The following is a 21113-nucleotide window of genomic DNA, read 5'->3' as shown; positions in this document are numbered from 1 at the left end:
TAATAATCCACCTAAAACTTAAAACCTAGAACCTAGTACCTAACACCTAGAAAATTATTTGTAGCAAATATTTATCACCCTTGGTATTATACCTGAATTTTTCCGTAAAAAAAATATGACAAAAAAAAATAAGAAAAAAGTAGCTATCCCCTAATTTTTTTTATGAATAATTACCAATATCATTTAGGTGGCTGTTTACCCAATGATGCTCCTAGTTATGTTAAACGAAAAGCTGACGAAGAGCTTTATCAAGCAATTAAAGCAGGTGAGTTTTGTTTTGTACTAAACTCCCGACAAATGGGTAAATCAAGTTTGAGAGTTAGAACAATTCAAAGATTAGAAGCAGAAGATATTCTTTGTGCTAGTGTAGATTTGACAGGGATTGGTACTTTTGAAATTACTAATGAACAATGGTATGCAGGAATAATTGATAGTATTGTTAGTAGTTTAAATTTAGACGATACTTTTGATATCGACAGTTGGTGGAATGCTCAAGATATATTTTTATCTCCAGTCAAAAAATTTGACAATTTTATCAATGATTTCCTCTTAAAAAAAGTTTCTCAAAGAATAGTAATTTTTGTTGATGAAGTTGATAGTATCTTAAATTTACCTTTTAGTGCTGACGATTTTTTTGCTGTTATTAGAAATTTCAATAATAGACGAGCAAATCAACCAAAATATGAACGAATAACATTTGTAATGATGGGAGTTGCCACCCCTTCAGATTTAATTAGGGATAAACGACGTACTCCTTTTAATATTGGTCGAGCAATTGAACTAACAGGTTTTCACATAGATGAAATTCAACCATTAACTTTAGGCTTAATAGGAAAAGTTAATGATTCTGAGGCAGTAATGTCAGCAGTTTTGGATTGGACGGGAGGACAACCATTTTTAACTCAAAAAGTTTGTCGGTTAATTCAGTTATATTCACCCCAATCTTCACTAGAAAGAAAAGATATAGAGTTAGTTGAAAATAACGATGGAGGATTAAATACAGACAAAAAAAATACTGTAACATCTTTGAATAAGATAGTAGAAAAAAACATAAATTATCCAGAGACTGCTTTTGTAGAAAACTTAGTCAGACAAAAAATAATTGAAAATTGGCAATCAATTGATGAACCACAACATTTAAGAACAATTAGCGATCGCCTCCTGAACGACGAACAAAAAGCTAATAGATTATTAGGACTTTATCAACAAATTTTAAATAAGGGAGAAATTGATACTGACTCTAGCCTCGAACAAACCCTATTATGCTTATCAGGATTAATAGTAAAACGAGGTAATAAATTAAAAGTTTATAATCGCATCTATCAAGAAGTATTTAACTTAGAATGGATAGAAAAAGAACTTGAAAAATTACGTCCCTATTCCGAAGCAATAACAGCTTGGTTGACTTCTGGTTGTCAAGATAAATCTCGATTATTAAGAGGTCAAGCACTACAAGATGCTCAACTATGGGCAACAAATAAAAGTTTAAGTAACAAAGACTATAAATTCTTAACTGCTAGCCAAGAAAATGAACTTAAAGAAGAAAAACAGCGTTCCCAGTTAAAAATAAATAAAGTTTTGCGTCAACGACTAAGAATAGCTATTTTTAGCAGTATTGCCATGACTATTCTTGCTATTTTAACAGGTATATTTTTAATTAAATCGCTAATTAGCGAGAGAAAAATCCAACTAAATTTGCTCAGTATTTCTTCAGAAACACTATTTGAATCAGACCGTGGTTTAGATGCTTTAATAGCAAAAATAAAAGCAGGAAAAAAACTCCAAAAATCATGGGGTGTTGGTGCAGATACCAGAATGCGAGTAATAATGGCTTTACATCAAGGAATTTACTTGTCAAAAGAGCGTAACCGCCTTCATGGGCATGAAAGAACAGTAATTAGTGTCACTTTTAACCCTACTGGTACACTCATTGCTTCTGCTAGTGATGATAGCACAGTTAGACTATGGAATACTCAAGGAAAATTGTTGCAAACATTTGTAGGACATGATGCTAAAGTTCGTAGTCTTAGTTTTCATCCTCATAAACAATTAGTTGCTTCTGCTAGCCACGATCAAACAATTAAACTGTGGAGTCTTGAGGGTAAATTACTACAAACATTAGTAGGGCATCAACACAAAGTCAGAGATATCAGTTTTAGCCCAGATGGTAAAAAATTAGCATCAGCAAGTGCAGATGGTAGCGTAATTGTGTGGAGTGAAGATGGTCAAAGACTACAAACTCTGGGAGGACATCGTGGTTGGGTTGAAAGTGTCAGTTTTAGTCCTGATGGTCAATTATTGGCTTCTGGTGGAAGCGACAAAACTATCAAACTTTGGCATCTAGGAACCGGCAAGTTACTTCAAACACTAAAAAACAATAATGCTTCAGTTAAAAGTCTCAATTTCAGTTCAGATGGGCAACTATTAGCATCTACAAGTGGTAAAGCGATCGCTCTGTGGAGTCGTCAAAACAAAAAATTTGAACCACTCAACATAATAGAAGGAGATAATGGCCTAATTCAGAGTATCAGTTTTAGCCCAGACGATCAAACTATTGCCTCTGCTGGTTATGACAATACTGTCAAACTTTGGAGTCTAGATGGTAAGCTGCTACAGGTTTTTAAGGGACACAATGCTCCCGTTTATGGTGTCAGTTTTAGCCCTACTGAAAACATTATTGCCTCAACTGGTGCTGACGAAGCTGTAATTTTATGGAACTTTGATAATAGGTTGAAGCCATTAATAGGGCATAATTCTCCGGTCTACAAAATTGAGTTTAGCAAAGATGGCAAAAAGCTTTATTCTGCTAGTCAAGGTAAAGTTATCAAAATTTGGCAAACCAGAAATGGTAAATTATTGGGAATTAAAAAGGGAAAGCTATCAAAATTGTCAGTTTGGAGTTCGGATGGCAAAATGAGAGCTATTGCTAATTACAACACAGTAAAAATTTTCAGCGATGAAGGAGAATTACTTTTGAATTTAGAAGCTCATGGTTCGGAAATTCGAGATATTAAGTTTAGCCCTGATCGCCAGAGAATAGCTACTGCGAGTAGTGATGGCACTGTCAAAATTTGGTTAACCAATGGAAAACTTCTACATACTTTCATACACACAGGGCAAGTAAATAGTATTGATTTCAGTCCTGATAGTCAGATATTGGTTTCTGGTAGTACAGATGGGATATTGAGAGTGTGGCATTTTGATGGTACTTTGCTCAAAAGTTTGAATACTCATCAAGCTAATGTTTTAAGTGTAAGTTTTAGTCCAGACGGTCAGATGTTAGCTTCTGCTGATGTCAATGGCAAGATTATTTTATGGAATTTGAATCTGGATAATTTGTTGATAGAAGCTTGTAAACAGGTATATGATTATTTGCAAACTAATCCTAATGTCAGTGAGAGCGATCGACTTCTTTGTGATTACAGCGGTTTTCATTTCAGTAGACCACTGTAGGGACGTTGCATGCAACGTCCCTACAGGGTTTTGGTTATGGCGATGTGGTTCATCAAGAGCGAAAACCGCTATAAGAAAATGGTGTTTTTGTAGAAGTAGTAATATTGGTTATTTTTTGTAACTTTATCTTTGCCCATTCTACTATTAGAATATGCGTTGCATTTCATATTCGCTATGGCAGAAAACCTATCCTAGCAAGTTTGAAAAATTATCCCAATTTTTAAAGATTCGGTAAAGCTACGGAAAAATAGTTGATATTAAAAAAAATTGATGATATTTTGGGAAAATTTTATAAAGATACTATAAAGTTGTACTAGATTTTTGCCTGTTTTACGAAGATTCAGTGAAGTTTTTAATAAACACTTGCTATTTCAATAATGTTTGTGCCACTATAAATTTAGTTGAAATTTAATCCATTTCAAGTTAATCAAAGTCTATCTAAAAGGGGAAAGTAATTATGATAGAGAATAATCAAGTACACAAAAAAAATTCTCTAAAGTTTTTACTGTCGTAGACAGTAAAAACTTTAACTAATGCTTTGACTGCGAATAACTATTTAATAGGAACAGTAATTACTTCTGCTGGTTTGGTGGCAATAAATTCTCCAGTTCAAGCTGCTTCAATGGGTGTAGTTGATTTTGAAAGTGGATTCAGCGATCGTGAATTGGTTAACAGTGTTACTGCTAGTAATGGTAATGTGTTAACTTTTGGTATAGGAGATCAAACTCCCACATCTAATCCGGAAATCGCACAAACTGGAGGCCAAACAACTGCTTTTGGTCCTACTGATGGTGCTAGTCTTCAGTCAGAAATTGGTAATTTCTTCCTGACTGATGGGTCGTCAGGATCGGGAGCTAGTAACTACTTTATTGAATTTAGTCAAGCTGTGTCGGAAGTTAGTATAGACCTTCTAGATTTAGATGCGTTATTTTTTAATGGTGGTCCTGGTGTAGCGACTGTAACAGTATATTCTGATAGTTTTTCAACTGTTATTAATTCTCAGGACTTTCTAGGTTCTAATCCAACGGGTGGAAATCCGGAAACCATTGATACTTTTAGCATTAGTGGTAATTCAAATGCTATAAAATCTGTGTCTATTATTTATAGTGTTAATGGAAGAGGAGATATAGGAACTGGAATCGACAATATCACTTTTACACAATTTGAACCACCTAAATCAACACCTGAACCAGCTTCAATTTTAGGTTTGCTAGCTTTTGGTACTGCTGGTGCTTCCATGTTAAAACGCAAATAGAATTACTAAAGTTATAAATATATTAGATAAGAGCGATCGCTTGTTAGTTTCAGGGGCGATCGTTTTTCATTTATGAAACTGATCGCTAAATAAAAATTAAACCTTAAAAGTCGCAAAACATAATTCTGGATCGACTTCTGCTGCACTCAAAAGTTTGAATACTCATCAGGTGAATGTTTTGAGTGTGAGTTTTAGTCCTGATGGCAAAATGTTAGCTTCTGCGATGGCAAGATTATTTTATGGAATTTGAATCTGGATGATTTGTTGATAGAAGCTTTTCAACAATTAATAATGAATAATGAATAATGAATAATGAATAATTACCTCTCCTTGAGAATAAATTGAAGAGGATTGACAAATTCATGAAAATTTTTTTTCACAGGAGTCGATGGTCGGACAGCTCCGAGACCTCGCCATCCCATCCTAGGTCATGCTGCGCAAACGACCGCTTATTATCCCCTATCCAAGGGGAGGCGCATACCCACAATTTTTCGGTAAACAGGTATATGATTATTTGCAAACTAATCCTAATGTGAGTGATAGCGATCAACTTCTTTGTGATTATTGAAGAAGACTAAGTAATATGTCGTAAGTGATATGTCGTAGGTAAAAAAATGGTAGTCCTGAATCTGGCGCTTTGAATACTTGTCTACTACTTCTGCAATGTATGAAGAAAAAGTCAGAAGTCAGGAGTTAATAGCTAGATAAAGTTCTTTATTCATAACTATTCCATCAATTTAACTATTTGAGCGCGTTTCCAATACTAATTGCCTGCGTTCACAAATATACTAAGTAAATATCACCACCTCTTCAAGATCCGAATCACACTAAAAGTCCGAAAAATTACTGATAGTAAGAATATGTTGAGGAACAAACAAAGAACTCAACTATGTATTGTCAACATCTTACTTTTTTAGGGTCAATCTAATCATGACTATTTCACAATTCATCAAAAAACTTTCAGCAACCCTTGCTGGAACAGCTTTCGCTGCTCTCAGTGGCATCACAGCAGCTCAGGCAATTTCCATAACTCCCACCAATAACGGCAATGATTTAGTTAATGAAATCTTAGGCAGTGGGATTACCATTGCACCAGATTCTATCAACTATACAGGTACAGCAGGTGCTTCCGGAATTTTCACCAATGGATTATCATCTGGTATTGGCATTGATAGCGGTATTATTCTGACTACAGGTACAGCTACCGATGCTAAAGGTCCGAATAGTTCAGATAAGAAAACTACCGACAATAAATTGTCTGGAGATTCAGATTTGGATGGGTTGATTCCTGAAGAACAAACAACTTTTGATGCAACCATTCTGGAATTTGACTTTGAAAGTGAAGGGGGAGACCTTTACTTCAATTATGTATTTGCTTCTGAAGAATATGTAGAATGGACAAACTCTAAATTCAATGATGTCTTCGGTTTCTTCGTAAATGGAATCAATATTGCTCTAATTCCTGGTACATCTACTCCAGTTGCCATCAATACAGTTAATGGGGGTAAACCACTAGGAACTGATGCTAGTAACCCGGAATTTTTCAACAATAATGACCCTAGTGAGGGTGGACCATTTTTTGACATAGAATATGATGGTTTCACTAATGTATTTACTGCACAAGCACTAGGACTTAGTGCCGGAACTCATCGTATTAGGTTAGCGATCGCTGATGCTGGTGATGCTTTTCTCGATTCTGCTGTATTTATCCAGGCAAATAGTTTTTCAGATATGCCTACAGGTGTTCTGGATTCTCAATCAATTGAAGATGTTCCTGAACCTTCTGTATTAATTGGATTATTAGTAGTTGGTTTTGCTGGTTCGTGGCTCAAGAAAAATATCAACAAAATTTAATATGATGTTTTGTTGAATAGTTACAGCATATTCGAGATTAATGTGCGATAATTGAATCGGTAAATATTTTTTGCTTGTTTGATATCGGGCCTCCCCACCTTCCCGACCTCCCTACTCCCTAAAACCATCAATACAATATATGTACTTCGTGTCTGTAAGAAACTGTTAAGTCTTAGATGGCATTTTTATCAACATTTATGGACAACTGTTGACAAAATGTATAGGTATAACCGTCTTTTTTATATACAACTTTTAATTTGCTCACATGAACACTTTTTGCTTTCTTTCCTGGAACTGGGAAGTTATATCAAATCCGTTTAATTGGACATAAAAAAACTCTTCAATCATCATAACTACGCTCATCTTTGTCATTCTTTCTCCTCCTGACTCCTGACTCCTGACTCCTGACTCCTGAGGACTCCTAACTTAACCATTCTATGGCTGTTTAACCGGATTTGATATTAAAACTATTTAATTTTGAGCGAGGATTAACTCTACCTACTTCCTCAGTTTCAATGAAAGATGCTAAATCTCCACTATTCCAACCTAAGAAATACCTGTGAGAAATGCTTAATCATGTTTCTGTAAAATTTGTCAAAGGTTTATGAGCACCGGCGTTTTCTCAGCCCTCCCATTAATTGTTGATACAGGATGAAAGTATAGGCAGTAAAAACTAGAATAAAGTGACGCATTAAACTGGTTTTATTTATCACTTGATACTCTCTTAAACCTAACCAACCCTTCGCTTCTCTATAAAATTTTTCGATATAGTTTCTCTGGGAAAAAGTAGTAATATCATGTCCGGATAATTAGTGATAAAAAACTTTCTTCTTTTCTTCCTTCTTTTTTTCTCCTGACTCCTCCGTCGTTATTTATAAGTATTCAACCGGCCATAATATAACTATCCATTCTCCTGTCACACTTTTATTTATATGGTTTATTTGTAATTAAATAATCAATTTCAGTTGCCGATTTTACAGAACTACTATTCATTTAGTGCGCTTGCGAGCCGTAGATTCCCTGCAGCTCGGTTGCATCCGCTTTTCCTATGTCCAGAATCATCAATAATCAGAGCAAATTCATTATCAAACAATACCAAGTAGGATTATACCGTAGCGCTAGCCATACAAAAGTAGGTAAACTTGGGATAAAAATACTAATTAAACCTAGCAAAAAGAGTGTCAAAGAAAATTACCAAAAAATCGCCAAAATAATCATGGGATTAAAGAATGCACCATCAGAAAATCTCAAAGAAAATATATCAGGTAGAATCAATCCAATTATCAGGGGATGGTGCAACTACTACAGCAGTGTAGTAATTCAACAATTAATAATGAATAATGAATAATGAATAATGAATAATTACCTCTTCTTTTCAAGGAGAGGATTGACAAATTCATGAAAATTTTTTTTATTATCCCCTTAAAAGGGGAGGCGCATACCCACAATTTTTCGGTAATTAAATAATCAATTTCAGTTGCCGATTTTACAGAACTACTATTCATTTAGTGCGCTTGCGAGCCGTAGATTCCCTGCAGCTCGGTTGCATCCGCTTTTCCTATGTCCAGAATCATCAATAATCAGAGCAAATTCATTATCAAACAATACCAAGTAGGATTATACCGTAGCGCTAGCCATACAAAAGTAGGTAAACTTGGGATAAAAATACTAATTAAACCTAGCAAAAAGAGTGTCAAAGAAAATTACCAAAAAATCGCCAAAATAATCATGGGATTAAAGAATGCACCATCAGAAAATCTCAAAGAAAATATATCAGGTAGAATCAATCCAATTATCAGGGGATGGTGCAACTACTACAGCAGTGTAGTAAGTAAAGAAACTTTCAACAAAATGGACTACCTGAGATATAAAATCCTATTCATTAATTGATAATGGATAATTGATAATTACCTCGGGTTTTAACCGTTACGGAATTGAATATAAGGAGATATTATTTCTTTTCTTGGTCGATTGGATATGGCTCCGAGACCTCGCCATCCCTCGACCGCTTTTTTCCCCTTAAAAGGGGAGGCTTTAAACCATAATTATTTAATTATTAATTATTAATTATTAATAATTCGGTAAAAATGTTACACAAAAAACATTATCCAAAACTAGGAACCAAAGAAATAATGAAAAAATACTTTGGGAGAGATGGAAACAGAAATTGGGCTTTTGGCAAATTAGCAGAACACAATAAAACCAAAATTGTTAGACATAACAAAATCAAAGGAGAAAAGTCACCCTTTGACAGAGACCTCAAATACTGGGGACAAAGATTAAACAGATACTCAGGTCTAACAGAAAAGAAACAATATCTACCAAAACAGCAAAAAGGTAAGTGTAACTATTGTAAGAACGACTTTCATATACTAAATATAGAAACAATGGAAATAGACCACATTAAGCCAAAATCATTAGGTGTTACTAATGACTGGAGTAATTTCCAATTGTTACATGGACATTGCCATGATACTAAAACTGCTAAAGACGGAGGTCAAATGAAGAAGTCCAAGCAGAATGCTAGCAGGGAATCGAAAGATTTTACCTGATAAGGTGTAGAGGAGCTGTGTGAGATAAAATCTCAGTGAGATAAAATCTCATGCACGGTTCTGAAGTAGAGTTCTAACGGGGAACTGTTAGTTCGACTATAACTTATCAAACCAAAAGTAAATAAAAAGTCGCCCTCAAAGGGCGAGACTTCAAAACCAGTTTTTTGGTGAAATAATCGTTCAAAATTAGTGTCAATCAAAATTTTCAGTTTGTATAATCTCAATCCATGACTGTAATGAAGTGTGTCCTATATTCTGTTTGCGTAGCATTTCCGAAGGAAAGAAGACCTCAGAATTACACACTCCATGGATGACTTGTGAAACAGTATCAGTCCTACTGACTACTTCTTCAAATCAGGGTTCCTCGTGGTAAAAGCTACACAAAAAAGACCAGTAAAATACTTAGATCCAACTATTGCTTTATTACTTCCCCCGTCCCTACAGAAATTGGCTAAACTACTCTATCGCACTTATCTGGAAACTCATCCTGATCTGCTAAAACATCCCTTTGGTGTAGCCATTAGTCCTGTCAGTTACAGAGCTAGTCTAATATTCTCCCATCAGCCAATTTTATTACCAGGTGAATTTTTCGTCCCTGTAGAACTAATTGAATCAAAAATTTATTAACCGAATATGGACTTACTGAGAATATGGCCTCTTACCCTAATTGTATTTGCCCTTGGTGCATCCATTGGCAGCTTTCTCAACGTCGTCATTTATCGCATACCTTCTAAATTATCTATACTCTTGCCTCCCTCTCACTGCCCCCGTTGTCAAAGTAAATTAAAACCCTGGGAAAATATCCCAATATTTGCTTGGTTATGGTTATGTGGACGTTGTGGCCACTGTCACAGTCCAATTTCTATCCGCTATCCCCTAGTAGAAGTCATTACAAGTTTCTTATTTTTGCTCGTTTTCTCGAAATTTGGAACTACAATTTCCACCTTAGGTTATTGGACTTTTTTCAGTTGGCTACTTGCTCTGTCTATGATTGACTTAGATACCATGACTTTACCTAATTCTCTCACACAATCTGGATTAGTCTTGGGTTTAGGCTTCCAGTTAATTACCACATTAGAGGAAAATATTCAAGAAAATAATCTAATCAATTTTTTAATGGTTGGTATGATCGGCGCAGTCCTGGGTTTATGGTTGTTTGACTTAATCTCTATATTCGGTTCAATAGCTTTTGGGCAAACAGTTATGGGTGGAGGAGATGCCAAACTAGCAGCCATGATCGGAGCTTGGTTAGGTTGGAAATATCTACTATTAACTTGTTTTCTCGCCTGTACTATGGGAGCATTTGTAGGTGGAGGAGCGATCGCTTTAGGTTGGCTAGACCGAAAACAACCAATGCCATTCGGGCCTTTTTTAGCAATGGGAGCTGGTTTGACTGTTATCTGGGGTGATGATATATTATCAACCTACTTCAATCTATTTTTCCCTGGATTCTCATCCTAATTTTTCTGGATGAAGTCAATTACTCTTAGATAGAGTGTATTACTCAGGAAATGTAAAGTATAGATACTTAGAGCTAAAACTTTTCTAAGCAGACAAAAACTAAGTAGAATAACCAGAATTTAAAGCCAAACTTTTTAAAGTATGACATAATTTTTTTAAATTAAAACGACCTTAGTCTATTTTGTATTAGCTGATAGTCATAGCTCTATAATTCTATACTTATTAACCTGAATAGGTTGAAAACACAACGCTTTAGCAAAAAATTTAATCACTGAATATTAATCCTAAATTATTTTAATGTCTCTATTTGATTGGTTTGCAAATCGCCAAAAATCAGTCCAGAACTCTCAACAGAGACCTGAACGAGAAATTGCTGATGGACTGTGGATCAAATGTGAAGCTTGTGGCGCTTTAACTTATACCAAAGACCTCCAAGCTAATCAAATGGTTTGTCTCGAATGTGGATACCACATGAAAATATCCGGCAATGAGCGGATTCAGCATTTGATAGATAGTAACACATGGATGGCAATTAACGAAAAAGTTAGAGGGACAGACCCTTTAAAATTCCGTGACCGCAAAGCATATAGCGATCGTCTTGAAGAATATCAAAGAAAAACAGGACTTTTAGATGCTGTACAAACTGGTATAGGCAACATCGAAGCTGAACCCGTAGCTTTGGGAGTGATGGACTTCCAATTTATGGGAGGAAGTATGGGGTCAGTTGTCGGAGAAAAACTCACTAGATTAATTGAACAAGCTACTAAAGAGCGCTTACCTGTAATCATTATTTGTGCCTCCGGTGGGGCCAGAATGCAAGAGGGAATGTTGAGCCTGATGCAAATGGCCAAAATATCCGGAGCCTTAGAATGTCATCGAGAAGCAAAACTGCTATACATTCCAGTTTTAACTCATCCGACTACAGGTGGCGTTACTGCAAGTTTTGCCATGCTTGGAGATATTATTATCGCTGAACCAAAAGCAACAATAGGTTTTGCTGGACGACGAGTTATCGAACAAACAGTTCGTGAAAAGCTACCTGAAAACTTTCAGACCTCTGAATATCTATTGGCACATGGTTTCATAGACACAATAGTACCTCGTACTCAATTAAAGAAAACTCTGGCTCAGTTAATTCGCCTTCATAAAATTCATCCTGCTGCTCCTACTTCTACTGAGTCATTAGAAGCAGGGCCATACTGCCATTTACCCTTTCAGCCAGAACAACATAATTCCATTACAAATGACAATAAAATTCAAACCATGCCTCAGAATTAGATTTTGAGTGCTTCAAGGGATTTTTTTTTATTATTTATAAATTGAAAAAATGTTATGGGTTTTGCAGATATATCAATCCAGGAAATAGCAGAAGATTTTAATGTCCATGTAGATGAGGTACTTCGTCTTTGTGACCAAATGAGGATTTCTTATCAGCACCCTCAGACTCGTTTGGCCTTAGAGGATGCTAAAGCAATTATGTCTCATTTATTAGCTCAAGAACAAAAATCTAATTCTTAATCAAAAAAATTGTTAAATACTTGACTAATTGACACACGACCATTGATAAATAAAGATTAGATCAAAGTTCAGTAAATCTGAAGTAATAAATGTATCTTTGTTAATTGATTAACTTGCCAGTTTTAAGGAGAAGAATGTTGAAAAAATTTTTCATAGCTGTAGTTGCCATTGTATTTCTGACGTTTCAAACGTTTGTTAACATTGCCACAGCTGCCGAATTAACAGATAACGACCGGACTCTACCTCTGAATGATGAAGGTGAAAAAGTTGTACTGAGTATTAAGGAATACATCAGAGGCAAGCGCGAATTTAATAATGTTTGCTCCCAGTGCCATGTCGGAGGGATAACCAAAACTAATCCTGATATTGGTCTTGGTCCAGAAGCTTTAGCTTTGGCCTATCCGCCACGAGATAACATAGAAGGTCTCATAGACTACATGATAAATCCTACTACCTATGATGGGGAGGTTGAGATATTTGAGTTTCACCCCAGCATAAAGAGTGCCGATATTTATCCAGAAATGAGAAATCTCACAGAGGATGATCTATACGCGATCGCTGGTTATATTCTCGTACAGCCTAAAGTTTTAGGCAAACAATGGGGCGGCGGTAAAATCTTCCGTTAAAATTCCTTTTTCTTTGAAATATTGACTAATGATTTTAGATTATTGGTTTTTTGATGGGAGACAAAAAAATTGTTTTTTTCTTCATTAAACCCTAATCTAAAATCGATTATTTATTATTCTAGATTTGTACTTAATTAAAGTTAGAAAAATAGTATGTTAAATAAATCATTACTGATTCGTTTTCTACTAGCTATATTAATTATTATTCAAGTAATAATTTTTGATACTCAATCAGCCGAAGCTGCTGTAGATTCCTATGTAAACAGATATTTAGACGCTAAACAACCAGTAGAAATTAAACTAAATGAACAAGGAGAAACAAAGAAATTTTCTGCTGAAGATTTATCCACAGGCAAACAAATTTTTGCCAAAAATTGCCTTAACTGTCATGTAGGAGGAGCAAATTTAGTCAACCCTCCAATATCTCTATCCCTCAAAAACTTAGAAGGAGCAACACCACCACGAGATAATATTAATAATTTAGTTGCTTTCTTCAGAGACCCTATGATATATGACGGTAGTGATTATACTTATTTTTGTCGTCAAGTTACCGAAAACTGGATGTCCCAAGCAGAAGTAGAACAGATGGGCGCATTTATTTTGAGAGCTGCACAAAAAGCTCCTGCTTGGGGAGCACAAGGAGTTGAACAAAATTGACATCGTTCTAGAAAACTTCAGACTAATATCCTTACTGACAAATTAAAAAACACCCTCCTTAAATCACTATAGCGCTTCGCCCTCGTTTATTTACAACTTATAGCCTAGGATGTAGATTGTAAGACTCAACAATTGATAGTTGAGAAGAAAAAGTGGTGTATTAATTTCAATTCAAATAGAAATCTCCAGAAAAGGGGGTAGAGAGTAGGGATTAAGGGGAAATAATTGATAATTTATGTGGGATAATTGATTTTATTTTTTATTATTGGAGATGTCTAATAATTGTAAATACTTTTAACTTCTATCTAAAAAGTTTCAAGAAAATTAAAATATACAGGACTTGCGCAAAATATCAAATCATACACCATCTGTAGATGGGAACGGCCGTTCACCCCTATCAGATACAGTAGCTCTAGGTAAGTCCTGATATATAGAAGTAGGAAAGAAGAACATAGTGGTATAAACACGACTATTATTAGTTAACAAGTTGCAAAATAGGAAAGATAACTGTGGTTCCACTAAACGACGAAAACCCTACTAGCAAAACAGCCTTTGTAGTATACGGCTTAATTGTAGCTAATGTCCTATTATTTTTGTACGAGATTAGTTTGTCAGATATTCAACTTAGGCAGTTTTTTTATTCTTGGGCTGTAGTTCCTTGTCAACTCAGCAATACTTGTTCAGTGCCACTGCCAACTTCCCCACTTCCTGAGTGGCTAACTCTATTCAGTTCCCAGTTTCTACATGGAGGATGGTTGCATTTGGGTGGAAATATGCTATTCCTCTGGATTTTTGGCAATAATGTAGAAGACTGTTTAGGTCATGTAAAATTTTTAATTTTTTATCTAGCTTGTGGTGTATTAGCATCTTTATCTCAGTGGTTTTTCTCATCTGCTTCAGCTATCCCCTCCTTGGGTGCAAGTGGGGCAATCGCCGGTGTGATGGGAGCATATATTCTCAGATTTCCCCAAGCTAAGGTTCTCACATTATTACCCCTGGGATTTTTTATTACCACCGTTCGTATTCCAGCATTCTTTTTCCTAGGTTTTTGGTTTTTGCAGCAAGCATTTTATAGTTTTGCTAGTCTTAATACACCAGCCAATATTGGCATGGAAGGAGGTGGTATAGCTTATTGGGCTCATGCTGGAGGCTTTGTCTTTGGAGCTATTCTAAGCCCTCTGTTAGGATTATTTTCCTCGCCAGAATAAATACTTAAAGCTTCATAGGACTTTGTTGCACAAAGAAAGGAAATAGGTTCAACAATGAATAATGAATAATGAATAATGAATAATTAATAATTAATAATTAATAATGAATAATGAATAATGAATAATGAATAATGAATAATTAATAATTAATAATTACCTCTCCTTGAAAAGAAGAGGATTGACAAAGAGATGAAAATTTTTCTTTATTATCCCCTTAAAAGGGGAGGCGCATACCCACAATTTTTCGGTAAAAATAACAGTGCATGGCACAAAAAACCTACATCAACGTAGATATGAGTAATTCCAAGTCCAAGTTTCAGTCTAAAGTACCTCCTCAGCAACTGGTCTGAATATGATGTGTCCTTAAAACAGAGGGGGAGTTTGATATTTTGGTTATCTCCAGAGGTAATAGAGCAATGGTTGAATCAAAGGAAGACTGGGCTTAGAGGAGCATCTAAATATATACAGTTATGCAATAATGAATGTGACAATTGAATTAATGGTGACACTACAATCTATTTATAGTCAGGACTTACGCAAAATATTAAGTCATACGCCATCTGTAGGGGCTAACGGCCGTTAGCCACTACTAGATACAGGGATTATGCCTAAGTCCTGTAGTATGCCAGGACGACAAACAGAGGGCTTTTTGGAATCTATATTTACCTTGATGAAACTAGATTTACCTGTACCAGATCACATTACTGTATCCCGTCGAATGAGAAAAATGGACATAGTAATGCCAGTAGTACCATCTTAGTTACGCAATTCACCTGGTAGTAGACTCTACGGGGGTCAAAGTCTATGGTGAGGGAGAGTGGAAAACTAGGCAATATGGTGTAGGTAAGCAGCGAACATGGCGCAATTTACACCTTGTAACGTTTGCGCAGTATTCCGGAGGAAAGGAAAGCAACAAGAGAGATTCTGAGTTCCGCAGTAACAACCAATGATATTAGTGATGATGCAGTATTTTCGGATTTACTAGGTAGTGTAGAAGGTGATCTAGTTCAAGTGTCAGGAGATGGCGCTTATGATAAGCGTAAATGCTACGATACAGCTAGCAAGCGCGGGGCAACACCGACAATACCACCACGAAAAGATGCCATAATCTGGCAACATGGTAATACCAATTTCAAAAAATATTGTTACAATGAAATAGGTATAAAATTACTAAGCGATCGCGATCAAAGTTGTTGTATTCATCAAACCTTACCAACCAAAAATCAACAGAAGAATATGATCTATTCCCTGGATGTTCGCTCAAATAATTATCATTGCCTATCAGTTAGGCTGTTCCCGAAACAACTTGATTAATTTTGATTTTAACTCCTATAAGTTTACAGGCTGGAATAATTTTTAATTCCCCCCACGCAGATTGCTTCTAAAATAAAATCCCATCCTCCTAGAGACTTTATTGTACGTGAAGTTAATTCTGTAATTATAGATGTTAACCTTTTTCTCAATTCATCTAAGTTCTCAAATATTTCCCATTTTAATTTTCTTTTGATTTCTAACCATAGTCTTTCTATTGGATTTAACTCTGGAGAGTAAGGTGGTTGAAATAAAAAAATTATATTCTCAGGAATTGACATATTTAAACTTTGATGTAAAGACCCATTATCTAATTGAATAATATGCAAATCATGGGGATATTTTTCCGCAAATAGCTCCATATATTTTTCCATAGGGTTGGCTTGCGATCGCAACTTTTATGCAATAAAGCCACTTCATAGCTAAAGAAGCACAGGAAAGAGAGTAAATAAAGTCGTTATCGATCGCGAACCTGTGTCAATGTTCCCACTCCAGTGTTCAGACTAGATGTTCTCCGTGAGTCAGCAAGCTGTGGTTCGGGTAGATCCAAATCATCAAATTGTTCCAATGGAATATCTATAGGAATATCAGCTGCGTTGACCACAACTCCCAAAAGCTTAGGAATATATTTACCAGATTCGTCTTCATCATCACCTGTTAACTGTTCTATAACCTCTGCTAGTACACCTGATACAGTGAAATGTGGCCTAGCCACAATAATCATGCCATCAGTATAAGGTTCTAACATAAAAGCATCATTGTTTTTACTTATGCAAGGAGAGTCAAGGATAACAAAATCAAAACGATGTCGTGAATCTGAAAGTAACCTTTTCATCTCACTTGATTCAATAATACCTCCTGCTTGTTTCACAGGACCGGGACTAGGGATGACATACAAATTTTCTACCTGTGGCACCTGTTGGATACAATTACTGATATCACTGTAATAACGAAGCGGTTCAAAAGTTCTGTGTGGTTCGGGAACAATTTTAAGAGATTGAACTTTTGAAGGAGATCTTAAGTCTGTCTCAATTAAAAGTGTCCGCCGACCTGCTCGTGCAGCAGCGATCGCTAAATTATAAGCACAAAATGTTTTACCCTCCCCTTTTGCTCCACTACTCAATAGCAAAACTTTCAGAGGTTTAGTTCCTTGACGTTGTAAATTTGTCCGTAACTTTTCATAAGATTCCAGATAAGGAGAATTATGCTCAACTAATAAGGGCATTTCCTCTGCATCCATAGCTTCTATGTTTTCAAAATATATCACATCTGGCAACAAACCCAACAATGGTACATCTTTTTCCTTTAATGCTGTTTGAATTTCTTCCCAAGAATAGAACTTGCCAGAAAGCATCCCCAAAACAAAAATTAAACCTCCACCAACAACTATGCCTGCTAGTCCCCCTACTGCCAACATCAAAGGCATACTTTTTTCGCCTGCTGGTTCACCCTTCTTGGCAACACCAGCTTTCTGAGCAATAGCTAAACTACTAATTATCTCAGCCTCAGCTGCTTCAGCATCTTCTAAAGTTACTCGCATCTTATCCAAACGAGACTTTTTCACGGCAACTTCTTCTTGCAACTGAGTTAATTCTAATTGCTTATCAGGAATAGTCGCATACTCAGCCACCAATTCCTGCTCAATTTGAATTGTTGTTTGTAGTTGCTTTTGTAGTTGCTCCTGCTGAGTTGTCAGAGCTATTAAGGCTTCTGCTAACTGTTGTCTTGTGGGGTCTAAAGAAGCATCTACTCGAATTTGATCTACTTTTCTCAATGGTGCTGCTATGCCATTACCCCCTAAAACTTCTGTCGCACGTTGTTGTAGTTGTTGTTCTGTAACTTGTTTTTGCCTACGCAACTCAACTACAGGTGGATATTCTTCTGTAAAATCTAATAATAACTTATCTAACTCATTTTCTACTTGATACAACTGGACTCGTAGTTGAGCTATAATTGGATCTGCTGCGAGCGCCCGCGCCACATAAGCTTGATCTGCTGTCAACCCTAACTGTGCTTCTAAACTCTTAATCTGAGCTTCTACCCCATCTAACTGAAGTTTAATCTGGTCTTGTTGTTGTCTACTACCTGCGATCGCGCCAGGTAAAGCTGCTGCCCTTGCTGTAACCAGTAATGCTTCCTCTTCTCTCTCAAATTGCTGTTGCTGTTGTTGAGCTTTTCTCAATTCTTCAATTGCTGCAGGTAAACGTTTGTTGACTTCATTAATAATTGCTCTTTGGGATGTAGTATTAATTTTTCGGCTTTGCTGCACTATTTTTTCCATCAAAGCATCTACTATTTCTACAGCCTTTTCTGTATCTGTATCTTCATAAGATAAATAGAATAGATCTGCTTTGAAAACTAATTTTGCACTTTTGAGCTTTCTTAGATCTACCAATACTTCTTCCGCTACTGCCTGTCGCACTTCATCATTTAGTAACATTTCTGGAGTTACTGCTTGAGCGTTTTGTTGTATTTGAGCACCAGTCTCAGAAAATAGTAAAATAGGACTAACTTTCCTCAATGTACCTAGAATTGTACTTTTTGTTTCTGGAATTGGCTGCAAAGCAATTATTCCTGAAACACCTACCGCTACAGTAAAAGTTGCTACTCCTACCCACTTGTATAGTCCTAAAGCAATCAAATAGCGTTTAATAATTGGTATAGCCATAATCTAGTATTTATTAATATATTTATAAATGATTTTTTTAGTCTTGGCTCTGTTTAACATTTTATTCGATATTAGCTAATTATTCTATTGTTTACCTCTGCTTATTCTATTGTTTGCCTCTGCCTAATTATCATCAATTATTGCTTCTAATTAATTATTGTTCCTGTTTCTATTCCGATTATTACCGCCACCTCCACCGAAGAACACATTAGAAGTATCTTGTTGCAAAGACCGGAAAAACAGCACGAATTCCAAGGAACTTCTGATTGGAAGTGTATACTTCTCAAATAGATTATTAATATTATCAATCCATGTTCTATCAATAACTATTATATCCTCATTCTGAAGTAAAATATTTTGAGAAGCATCACCAAATATTGCTTCTTTACCATTGAGTTCGCGTCTAACTATTTTTCTTGTTTCCCGATCAAATCGAATCAAATTAATTCCTTCTAAATCTGCTGAATCTAATGCTATGCCATTAAGAATATCTATTAATCTACTACCGTTAGGAAGATTAGTAGTAGCAAGGGTATCATTAGGATTACTGAAAATACGAATAGTAATCTGTGGTGCACTTAAAGTCGATTTACTCACTAGATCGCGGTCATAACCAAAATCCGATCCTGGTTTTAATGTAGGTACAATTACAGCATCCCCATCTTTGAGAAGAATATTCGGCAATTCGGTAGAATTTTGCAAGGGAGTGTATAAGTCAATTGTTTCTTCAACTACACTACCATCACTTAATTTCCGACGTACTAAAATGTTTCGTATATCGGCAGTTAGAGATGCTCCACCAGCAGCGAGTAAAGCAGAAGATACTTGATTTGCCTGATAATAACCAGGTCTTTCTACTTCTCCATTCACAGTCACAATACCAGCAGGTAATGGACCTGCTTGGCTATAATTAGTTAGTAATTCCCGATCGCTATCTTGAGCTACAATAGAAGTCTGATAAGGTACAATTACTACATCTCCATCTTCTAGACGCAGATCGGGAGGTGAACCACCCATCTGTAATGGGGTTAAAATATCCACTCCCTGAGCAACTACAGATCCATCAGCTAAAGTTCTACGCACTTCTACATTTCGCAGGTCTGCGGTAAAAGTGGTACCACCTGCTGCACTTAAAGCATCTGAAATTTGATAATTTCCTCCTACTGGATAATACCCTGGTCTAGTGATTTCTCCGGCGATCGTGACTCGGACAGGACGTTGAACAAGTAAGGATATGGAGACTTCTGGATTAATAATAAATTGATTTAATTCAGAGGTGATTTTTGCTATTGCTTCTAATATTGTCAAATCTTGCAACAGCACTGTTCCTACTAAAGGTATTTGAATAGTACCTTCCGGGCCAATCGTTGTCGCTACATTCAGGTCTGGAAATCTCTGAACTTGAATCGAAAGTTGATCTCCTGGTCCCAGTAAGTAACGTTTTAATCGTAAATCTGGGTCTGAGTCAAAATTCGGATTTAAGGGGGGCGAACCTATGGATGGTGCTTTAAGCTGTGAAATATTTTGCTGAGAGTTATTTGGTAATTGGATTTGTCCATAAGCTCTTTTGGGAAAAACTAGACTTGCTAAGGAAATAGTTACAGCACTAGAGTAGAAACTGCCTAAGAATAAAGAAATTAACTTTTTATAATAGCGGTTAATCATAGGGTTTAAAGTAGTTTAATCTGATTAAGTTTTCCTAGTCGGGTGGTTAAATTTTTGGCTATATTACTATCTGATGAAATCTTGAACGCTAACTATTGGCAGATTATTTGAATGCTTCTTTTATTAATGATGCTTGAATTTTTTGCCCAATAGATGTTAGTTGTGGCAGATAGGGGTCAATATCTTCTAAAGGTTCAATTGGAAATAAAATATTTACTGCTACCCAAGGCACGCGATTCCGAGATACCATAGCTAGTCTATCGGTCCAAAACCAATCACCAGGTTCTGGGCTACCACCTCCAGGCCAAGAGTACCATTGCATAACTGCATAAGTTTGTTTATTTGTCCAGCCTCTCAAGAATCTAGCTTCTATATTTGATATATTTTGCTTTCTTGAGTCTGTATTACTATCTTTATCAGGCATCTGTGAGGTGAAACTAACTCGATTGTATGAATCAGTCTTCCAACGATTAAACCCATTGATATCCATCCATTCTACTTGAGGCTTGTCTTTTGGTCCATTTTGAGTTAACACTAACAAAATGACAGATTTATTTTCATTGTTAATTTCTTGAAACAACCACTTACGATCAGCAATTGTTATTTCTCTATGAGATGTTGTTGTCCAATCAGGTATAGTTAATCCATTTTTTCTTACTTGTTTTAAGCTTTTGAGATTAGTAATTTTAGCAGTATTTTCCCATGACCATTTTCCTGACACATAACCAGGTATAGTTCCTACTATTAAAACTATTAAAAGAAATACCAGCAATACTATTTGGGGGAATTTATACTTTTGCAGATTTTTTAAACTATAAACCATATTGAAGAAGGTAAGAAGCTAAGAAGGAAGAAGCAAAAAGTGGATGGGAATAGTCTTCCACA

At 35.9% G+C, this 21113-nt stretch carries 20 protein-coding genes and 1 pseudogene; 16 read left to right on the top strand and 5 right to left on the bottom strand.

What is annotated here, in order from left to right; all coding sequences use genetic code 11:
• Positions 1-162 precede the first annotated feature (162 nt).
• From F6K23_RS14725 to F6K23_RS14715, 3 genes are all read left to right on the top strand, one after another.
• A complete protein-coding gene (locus F6K23_RS14725; RefSeq protein ID WP_293156578.1) occupies positions 163-3453 on the top strand; it encodes an AAA-like domain-containing protein in 3291 nt (1096 codons plus the stop codon).
• A 538-nt stretch (positions 3454-3991) separates the two neighbouring features.
• Positions 3992-4708, top strand: a complete 717-nt coding sequence (locus tag F6K23_RS14720; protein ID WP_293156575.1) for a PEP-CTERM sorting domain-containing protein — start codon at positions 3992-3994, stop codon at positions 4706-4708.
• A 930-nt stretch (positions 4709-5638) separates the two neighbouring features.
• Positions 5639-6562 (top strand): choice-of-anchor L family PEP-CTERM protein, encoded by a 924-nt coding sequence (locus tag F6K23_RS14715; protein ID WP_293156571.1) that lies wholly within the window; start codon positions 5639-5641, stop codon positions 6560-6562.
• 580 nt (positions 6563-7142) lie between these two features.
• On the opposite strand, the pseudogene F6K23_RS14710 reads toward F6K23_RS14715, so the two are convergent.
• A pseudogene (locus F6K23_RS14710) lies at positions 7143-7356 on the bottom strand (IS701 family transposase); the annotation flags it as partial.
• 254 nt (positions 7357-7610) lie between these two features.
• Here F6K23_RS14710 and F6K23_RS14705 point away from each other — a divergent pair.
• The 13 genes from F6K23_RS14705 (at position 7611) to F6K23_RS42855 (ending at position 15898) form a co-directional block, all read left to right on the top strand.
• The gene (locus tag F6K23_RS14705) at positions 7611-7910 is read left to right on the top strand and encodes a group II intron maturase-specific domain-containing protein (protein ID WP_293156568.1); all 300 of its coding nucleotides are present in this window, start codon (positions 7611-7613) and stop codon (positions 7908-7910) included.
• A 212-nt stretch (positions 7911-8122) separates the two neighbouring features.
• Complete coding sequence (locus F6K23_RS41795; RefSeq protein WP_367267703.1) at positions 8123-8452, top strand: group II intron maturase-specific domain-containing protein; 330 nt, start codon at positions 8123-8125, stop codon at positions 8450-8452.
• Between the two features lie 197 nt (positions 8453-8649).
• A complete protein-coding gene (locus F6K23_RS14700; protein WP_293156565.1) occupies positions 8650-9114 on the top strand; it encodes an HNH endonuclease in 465 nt (154 codons plus the stop codon).
• A gap of 366 nt (positions 9115-9480) precedes the next feature.
• Positions 9481-9741: a hypothetical protein gene (locus F6K23_RS14695; protein WP_293156562.1), complete on the top strand. Its 261-nt coding sequence runs from the start codon at positions 9481-9483 to the stop codon at positions 9739-9741.
• A gap of 6 nt (positions 9742-9747) precedes the next feature.
• A complete protein-coding gene (locus F6K23_RS14690; protein WP_293156559.1) occupies positions 9748-10575 on the top strand; it encodes an A24 family peptidase in 828 nt (275 codons plus the stop codon).
• 297 nt (positions 10576-10872) lie between these two features.
• Complete coding sequence (gene accD / locus F6K23_RS14685; protein ID WP_293156556.1) at positions 10873-11853, top strand: acetyl-CoA carboxylase, carboxyltransferase subunit beta; 981 nt, start codon at positions 10873-10875, stop codon at positions 11851-11853.
• 54 nt (positions 11854-11907) lie between these two features.
• Positions 11908-12093 (top strand): translation initiation factor IF-2, encoded by a 186-nt coding sequence (locus F6K23_RS14680; RefSeq protein WP_293156553.1) that lies wholly within the window; start codon positions 11908-11910, stop codon positions 12091-12093.
• Between the two features lie 134 nt (positions 12094-12227).
• The gene (psbV, locus tag F6K23_RS14675; protein WP_124143901.1) at positions 12228-12719 is read left to right on the top strand and encodes a photosystem II cytochrome c-550; all 492 of its coding nucleotides are present in this window, start codon (positions 12228-12230) and stop codon (positions 12717-12719) included.
• Positions 12720-12872: 153 nt separating this feature from the next.
• On the top strand, positions 12873-13376 hold the full coding sequence (gene psbV2 / locus F6K23_RS14670; RefSeq protein ID WP_287279270.1) for a photosystem II cytochrome PsbV2: 504 nt from the start codon (positions 12873-12875) through the stop codon (positions 13374-13376).
• Between the two features lie 509 nt (positions 13377-13885).
• A complete protein-coding gene (locus F6K23_RS14665) occupies positions 13886-14584 on the top strand; it encodes a rhomboid family intramembrane serine protease (RefSeq protein ID WP_293156546.1) in 699 nt (232 codons plus the stop codon).
• 604 nt (positions 14585-15188) lie between these two features.
• Positions 15189-15344, top strand: coding sequence for a transposase (locus tag F6K23_RS42865; RefSeq protein ID WP_375340767.1), 156 nt, complete (start codon positions 15189-15191; stop codon positions 15342-15344).
• 7 nt (positions 15345-15351) lie between these two features.
• Positions 15352-15534 carry a transposase gene (locus F6K23_RS42860; RefSeq protein ID WP_375340768.1) on the top strand — a complete coding sequence of 61 codons (183 nt, stop codon included), beginning with the start codon at positions 15352-15354 and terminating at the stop codon, positions 15532-15534.
• On the top strand, positions 15467-15898 hold the full coding sequence (locus F6K23_RS42855) for a transposase (protein ID WP_375340766.1): 432 nt from the start codon (positions 15467-15469) through the stop codon (positions 15896-15898). Before F6K23_RS42860 ends, F6K23_RS42855 begins: the two co-directional genes overlap by 68 nt.
• A gap of 23 nt (positions 15899-15921) precedes the next feature.
• On the opposite strand, the gene F6K23_RS14655 is transcribed toward F6K23_RS42855, so the two are convergent.
• The 4 genes from F6K23_RS14655 to F6K23_RS14640 all read right to left on the bottom strand — a co-directional run bounded on the left by F6K23_RS14655 (position 15922) and on the right by F6K23_RS14640 (position 21051).
• On the bottom strand, positions 15922-16269 hold the full coding sequence (locus F6K23_RS14655; RefSeq protein WP_293156543.1) for a transposase: 348 nt from the start codon (positions 16267-16269) through the stop codon (positions 15922-15924).
• 83 nt (positions 16270-16352) lie between these two features.
• Positions 16353-18563 carry a tyrosine-protein kinase domain-containing protein gene (locus F6K23_RS14650; protein WP_293156541.1) on the bottom strand — a complete coding sequence of 737 codons (2211 nt, stop codon included), beginning with the start codon at positions 18561-18563 and terminating at the stop codon, positions 16353-16355.
• Positions 18564-18713: 150 nt separating this feature from the next.
• Positions 18714-20228 carry an SLBB domain-containing protein gene (locus F6K23_RS14645; RefSeq protein ID WP_293156538.1) on the bottom strand — a complete coding sequence of 505 codons (1515 nt, stop codon included), beginning with the start codon at positions 20226-20228 and terminating at the stop codon, positions 18714-18716.
• Between the two features lie 103 nt (positions 20229-20331).
• A complete protein-coding gene (locus tag F6K23_RS14640; RefSeq protein ID WP_293156535.1) occupies positions 20332-21051 on the bottom strand; it encodes a cyanoexosortase B system-associated protein in 720 nt (239 codons plus the stop codon).
• Positions 21052-21113: the final 62 nt, after the last annotated feature.

Origin of the sequence: Okeania sp. SIO2C9, assembly GCF_010672455.1 — a bacterium.
Classification (GTDB): domain Bacteria; phylum Cyanobacteriota; class Cyanobacteriia; order Cyanobacteriales; family Microcoleaceae; genus Okeania.
This window is presented reverse-complemented; position numbering and strand designations above follow the sequence as displayed.